The organism is Halorubrum sp. SD612, from assembly GCF_002135005.1.
This window is the reverse complement of record NZ_NEWI01000150.1, coordinates 1-5,673: the sequence shown is the minus strand read 5'-3', so window position 1 is coordinate 5,673 and position 5,673 is coordinate 1. Positions and strand designations below refer to the sequence as shown.

At 69.3% G+C, this 5,673-nt stretch carries 6 protein-coding genes; 2 read left to right on the top strand and 4 right to left on the bottom strand.

Annotation, left to right across the window (positions count from 1 at the left end; genetic code table 11):
* Nucleotides 1-234, top strand: a 234-nt coding sequence (locus B9G38_RS13710; RefSeq protein WP_086220730.1) for a hypothetical protein, incomplete at its 5' end; no start/stop codon positions are given.
* Nucleotides 235-281: 47 nt separating this feature from the next.
* On the opposite strand, the gene B9G38_RS13705 is transcribed toward B9G38_RS13710, so the two are convergent.
* Entirely contained in the window at nucleotides 282-2,675 is a 2,394-nt protein-coding gene (locus B9G38_RS13705; protein WP_086220729.1) for an amino acid permease, read from the bottom strand.
* A 213-nt stretch (nucleotides 2,676-2,888) separates the two neighbouring features.
* Between B9G38_RS13705 and B9G38_RS13700 the strand changes: the two genes are divergently transcribed.
* On the top strand, nucleotides 2,889-3,998 hold the full coding sequence (locus tag B9G38_RS13700; protein WP_049932152.1) for an alanine--glyoxylate aminotransferase family protein: 1,110 nt from the start codon (nucleotides 2,889-2,891) through the stop codon (nucleotides 3,996-3,998).
* 73 nt (nucleotides 3,999-4,071) lie between these two features.
* On the opposite strand, the gene B9G38_RS13695 is transcribed toward B9G38_RS13700, so the two are convergent.
* The 3 genes from B9G38_RS13695 to B9G38_RS13685 all read right to left on the bottom strand — a co-directional run.
* Entirely contained in the window at nucleotides 4,072-4,368 is a 297-nt protein-coding gene (locus B9G38_RS13695; protein ID WP_086220728.1) for a hypothetical protein, read from the bottom strand.
* 69 nt (nucleotides 4,369-4,437) lie between these two features.
* Nucleotides 4,438-4,737, bottom strand: a complete 300-nt coding sequence (locus tag B9G38_RS13690; protein WP_049932049.1) for a DUF424 domain-containing protein — start codon at nucleotides 4,735-4,737, stop codon at nucleotides 4,438-4,440.
* Nucleotides 4,738-5,673, bottom strand: a 936-nt coding sequence (locus B9G38_RS13685) for a tetratricopeptide repeat protein (RefSeq protein ID WP_086220727.1), incomplete at its 5' end; no start/stop codon positions are given.

Sequence of the window (5,673 nt, the reverse complement as noted above, 5' to 3'; positions counted from 1 at the left end):
TGCGAGCGGTCCGTGCGGATCGCCGGCGGGATCGGCGACCTGTGGAACTTCGCGTTCGAGTCGACGCAGGGGCTGACGCTCGAACTCACCGACGGCTCGGAGTTCTTCCTCTGTTTCGACTGTATGGAGCGGCTCCCCGACGACCACGAGCCGACCGCCGAGGACGTCGCCGCCCTCCGGGAGCGCACCGACCCGGTCGAGGACGACGACAACCACTTCTGGCACTGGGGCTGACGGGGATCGTTCGGACGCCACCCGCTATGTAACATAAATTCGCCGCGTCAGTCTGCCTTCGACTCGTCGCCCGCGCTCGACCCCTGGTCCGCGCCCTCGTCGATCTCGGGCGTCGACGGCTCCGGTCCGACGCCAACCTCCGCTGGCGTCTCCGTCGCGTCCGTCACGTCGTTCGACCGCGCGCCGCTCCCGAACAGCCGGCCGAGGATGCCGCGCTCGCTGCGCGGCTCCGCGAGCAGGACGGAACACTCCACCTCGTTGAGCACGTCCAACACGAGCGACCCGCTGACCAGCCGCGAGAGCAGTCCCTTCTGGGTCGCGCCGATGATGAGCATCGTCGCGTCGCGGGCGGCGTGCTCGATGCTGTTCTCGACGTCGCCGCTTTCGATCCGGAGCGTGGCGTCGGAGAGGTCGTGCGCGTCGGCCCACTCGGTGAGGAACGCGCGGCCCGCCTCCTCGTCGTCCTCGGCGACGTGGAGCAGCGTGACCTCGCCGCCGAACTCGGTCTGGAGCATCTTCGCGACGGCGCCGGAGAGGTCCGAGGCCGGACCGCCCGCGGTCGGCACGAGGATGCGCGAGGCGTCGAACCCGCGGTCGCGGAACACGAGGAAGTCCGAGGGCAGCGAGTACGCCAGCTCGTCGACTGCGGACTCGGCGCGCCCGGGCGCCCCGTGAGAGTCCTCGCCCCAGCCCATCACGGTCATGTCGGCGCCGTAGGTGCGCGCGGCGTCGAACACCTCCTCGAACACGCGGTGCGACAGGACGACGTGGGTCTCCACGTCGACGCCGAACGTCTCGGCGTCCTCGCGGGCCTGATCGAGGAGACCGTGCGCCGCCTCGTGGGCGCCGCGGTCCCGGGCCGCCTCCAGCGACGTCTGGTCGGGGACGTTCGCGATGTTGACCGCGACGACGGTGCCGTTCCGCTGCTTTGCGATGGCCGAGGCGAGCGTGATCAGGTGTTCCTCGGTCGCGGGGTTCGCGAGCGGCACCATCACCCTGTAGTCGTCGCCGCTCGGCTGGACCGAGGTCGCCGCCGAGACGGCCTGCTCGGGCAGGTCCTCGGAGCGGTCGAGGATCCACGAGCCGAGCACGCCACGCGCCTCTACCTTCCCGCGGGCGTACAGCAGGTACCAGAGCAGCGCGAAGACGACGAGCCCGGCGGACAGCAGAATGATCGTCGGGTCGATGTAGATTATCAGCGCGAACGACGATATCGTACCGATGATCGGAACGAGCGGGTAGAACGGGACCTCGAAGTCGGGATCGTACCCCTCGACCTCCGACTCGCGCATTACGATGAGCGCGAGATTGAGCAGCCCGTAGACGACGAGGTGGAGGACGGAGCCCATCGTCGACAGCGACTCGACGCTCCCGGCGACGAGGAAGACGAGGATGAGCGCGCCGGTGAGCGCGATCGACTTGTAGGGCGTTCCGAACCGCTCGTGGATCTCGTTGAGCGACGGCGTGACGATCTTCTCGCGGCCCATCGCGAAGTTGATCCGCGACGAGGAGAGGATCGACGCGTTCGCGGACGAGGCGGTCGCGAGGAGCCCGCCGATCAGGAGCATGCTGGCGCCGAGCGCGCCCAGCGAGAAGCCGAACACCTCGTACTGCCCGAAGAGGAGTCTGGCGGCGTCGACGACCGCGGTCTCGTTGTTCGCGACGAGTTCGTTCGGCACCGCCGCGAGGAGGACGAGGAGGAACAGCGCGTAGACGACCGTCACGATGACGACCGAGCCGAGCACCGCGAGCGGGAGGTTGCGGCCGGGATTCTTGATCTCCTCGGCGACCGAGGTGATCTGGACGAAGCCGAGGTACGAGACGAAGATGATCCCCGTCACCGGCAGCACCTGACTCGTCGTTCCCGGCGGGGCGAGCGGCCGGAGCGATTCCATGTCGGCGTTCAGGATGCCGACGACGGTGAAGACGGCGAGGATCCCGAGGAGCGAGAGGACGATGACGATCTGGAGTCCGCCGGTCTCCTTCGCGCCGAAGTAGTTGACCGCGATGAAGAGGAGCGCGCCCGCGAGCCCGATCACCTGCGCCGCCTCCAGCGTCACGAAGCCGATCCCGACCGGACCGAGGCCGATGAGGGCGTTGACGTACTCGCCGAAGCCGTACATGTAGAAGGCGGACGCGAACGCAAGCCCGAGCCAGTTCGCCCACCCCGCGACGGAGCCGAACATCGGCCCGAGCGCGCGGTTAACGTAAAAGTACGCCCCACCGGACTTCGGCATCGCGGTGCCCAGCTCGGAGGCTGAAAGCGCCGTGAACAGGGCGATCACGCCGCCGAGGACAAAGGTGAACGCCGCGAGCGGCCCGGCGCGGGCGACCGCGGTGCCGGGCAGGACGAAGATCCCGGCGCCGATCATCGTCCCGATCCCGATGGTGAGCGCCGCGAGCGGGCCGAGGTCCTTCGCGAGCTCCTCGTCGCCGCTCACGGCGGGCCACCCCGGGCGGTTGCGACTCTCGGTGTGTGTATCATACCATGATTCTCTGCTCTGTGCGTATAAAGACGGTTGATCCGCGCAACTCCACCGCGGTGCCGCCTCGGCCCGCCGCCGGTCGCGCCCGGCGCCGGCGTTCCCGGTTTTTGAACGTAACACAAGGAACATACCCGCACGCGTCCCGGTACGAACTAACAGGTGGATCCCGTGACGAAGAAACGCGAATACCGCGACGACTACGACGAGAAGACGCTGTACATCCCCGGCCCGACGGAGGTCCGCGACGACGTCATCGAGGCGATGGCCGAGCCGATGTTCGGGCACCGGATGGACCGGATGACCGACCTGTACACCACTATCGTCGAGGACACGAAGGAGTTCCTCGGCACCGACCACGAGGTCGTGATTCTCACCGGCTCCGGCACGGAGTTCTGGGAGGCGACGACGCTCAACCTCGTCGACGAGCACGTCCTCGTCCCGACTTGCGGCGCGTTCAGCGAGCGCTACGCCAACGTCGCCGAGCGACTCGGCAAGGACGTCGACCGGCTAGAGTACGAGTGGGGCGAGGCGGTCAAACCCGCGGACGTGCGCGAGGCGATCGAGTCCGCGGACGCGAAGTACGACATGGTCGCGGGCGTGATGAACGAGTCGTCCACCGGCGTGCGGAACCCGGTCGAGGAGATCGGCGACGTGATCGCCGAGTACCCGGACACGTACTTCGCGGTCGACGCCGTCTCGTCGCTCGGCGGCGACTACGTTGACATCGACGAACACGGCATCGACGTGATCTTCGCGTCCACGCAGAAGGCGTTCGCGATGCCGCCGGGGCTCGCGGTCTGCGTCGTGAGCGACGACGCCTACGACCGCGAGGTCGAGAAGGGCGACTCCTCGTGGTACGGCGGCTTCCGCCGGACGATCGACTACTACGACCGGAAGGGACAGACCCACTCGACGCCCGCCATTCCGATCATGCTGGCGTATCGCAAGCAGATGAAACGCATGCTGGAGGAGGGCCACCGCGCCCGCGACGAGCGCCACCGCGAGATGACGGAGTACGTCCACGACTGGGCCGACGAACACTTCGCGATGTTCCCCGAGGCGGGGTACGAGTCGCAGACGGTCGCCTGCATCGAGAACACGCAGGGGATCGACGTGGCCGCGACGATCGAGGAAGTGAGCGAGGAGTACGACATGGCGTTCTCGAACGGCTACGGCGACCTCGGCGGGGAGACGTTCCGTATCGGCCACATGGGCGAGCACACCGTCGAGAGCGTGAAGGAACTCACCGACGCCATCGAGGACGTCGCCGGGCTCTGATCGGGGCTCGCCTCCCCCGAGAGGGTCGGCTCCCCGAGTGGGTCGGCTTCCGAGTCGGCCCGTCTCCCGATCCTCAGTCTCCCTCGCGGTCGGCGACGAGTTCGATCCGGTAGATCCGCCCGCCGCTCTCGGTGCGGTCGGCGTCGACGACGACGAAGGCGTGGTCGCCCACGTCGACGATGTCCCCCGTGTCGAGCGGCTCCGTCGGTCCGTCGTCCGGTTCGTCGCCCGGGGCCGCGCCTTCGCCGACGGCGTCCGCGCCGACGCCGAGCGCGGCCTCCCCGCGGTCGATCGCGCGCCGCCAGAAGGCGTCGGACAGCGGCCGCGGCCCCACCCGCGACGCCAGTTCGCTCCGCGTGAGTCGTCTCATCGGATTCGCCTCGTCGCCCGCGCCCTTAGCCGGTTCGGATCCCGGCGAGACGCGGGCGGCGGTGCGCCGCTACAGCCAGAGCAACTGCGCGTGCCGCGTCTCCTCGAACTCTAAGACGGTCTCCTCGTCGACGAGCCCCGCGTCGACGGCGACGCCGACCGCCTCGGTGCCGACGATGTTCGCGACCTGTGCGCGCTGAAGTCCCGCGACGACCTCCTCGGCGGTCGCCTCGACGGCGTCGTCGCCGCCGTAGAACTCCTCGCTCACGGTGATCGTCGCGCGGCCGTTGTCGTACGTCTCGCCGAGGCAGTCCGGATCACAGACGGAGACGAGCCGTCCCTCGGCGGTCTCGCGCTCGCGGAGGAGCATTCAGAAGCCCTCTGGCCCCTCGCCCTGAAGCTCTCGCTCCGGGCCCTCGGGGTCGCCGCCCCGCCCGCCGCCGGCCTGCCCGCCCTGACGGCCCTGTCCGCCGGGAGCGCCGCGACCGCCCTGACGGCCCTGTCCGCCGGGAGCGCCGCGACCGCCCTGACGACCCTGCCCGCCGGGTCCGGGGGCCTGCCCAGTCTGCTCTTCGACCATCTGCTCTTCGGCCTCGCGACGGAGCTCCTCGGCGCGGTCGGCGACCTCCTCGGCCTGCTCGTGCTCGCCGGCCTCCTCGAGGGCGCGCGCCTTCTCTTCGAGGACCCCCGCGTCGCGGTAGCCGAGGCGGATCGCGTTGTCGAAGCACTTGACCGCGTCCTTGGCGAGCCCGCGCTCGACCAGCAGGAACCCGCGGTTGTACCACGCTTCCGCGAAGCGCGGGTCGGTCTCGACGGCGCGCTCGGCGTGTTCGAGCGCCTGCTCGCTCCGGCCGGACTCCCAGAGCGAGTACGCGAGGTTCGTCTCGGCGGTCGCGGCGTGTTCGGACTCCTCGTCGATCCGGAGCGCCTCCTGATACGCGCCGATCGCCTGGTCGAACTCCTCCAACTGGGCGTGGGCGGCGCCCTTGTTCACCCACGCCTCCTGCGCTTCCAGCGAGTCCTCCTCGGCGAAGTTGGCGGCGCGTTCGAACGTCTCCGTCGCCTCTTCGAACCGGTTGATCCCCATGTACGAGAGGCCCACGTCGATCAGCTGCTCGACGTCGACGTCCTCGCTGCCGATGTTCCGGCGGTCCAGCTCCTCGGTCAGCACCCGGGAGTCGACCGGGTCGACGCGGCTCGGGTCCTCGCCGAGCTCCGGCGGGTCGAGCGTGAACGCGTCGTAGTCGGCGTCGACGCCCTGCCCCGAGGAGAACTCGTGGCCGTCGTCGTCGCGTTCGTCGGTCAT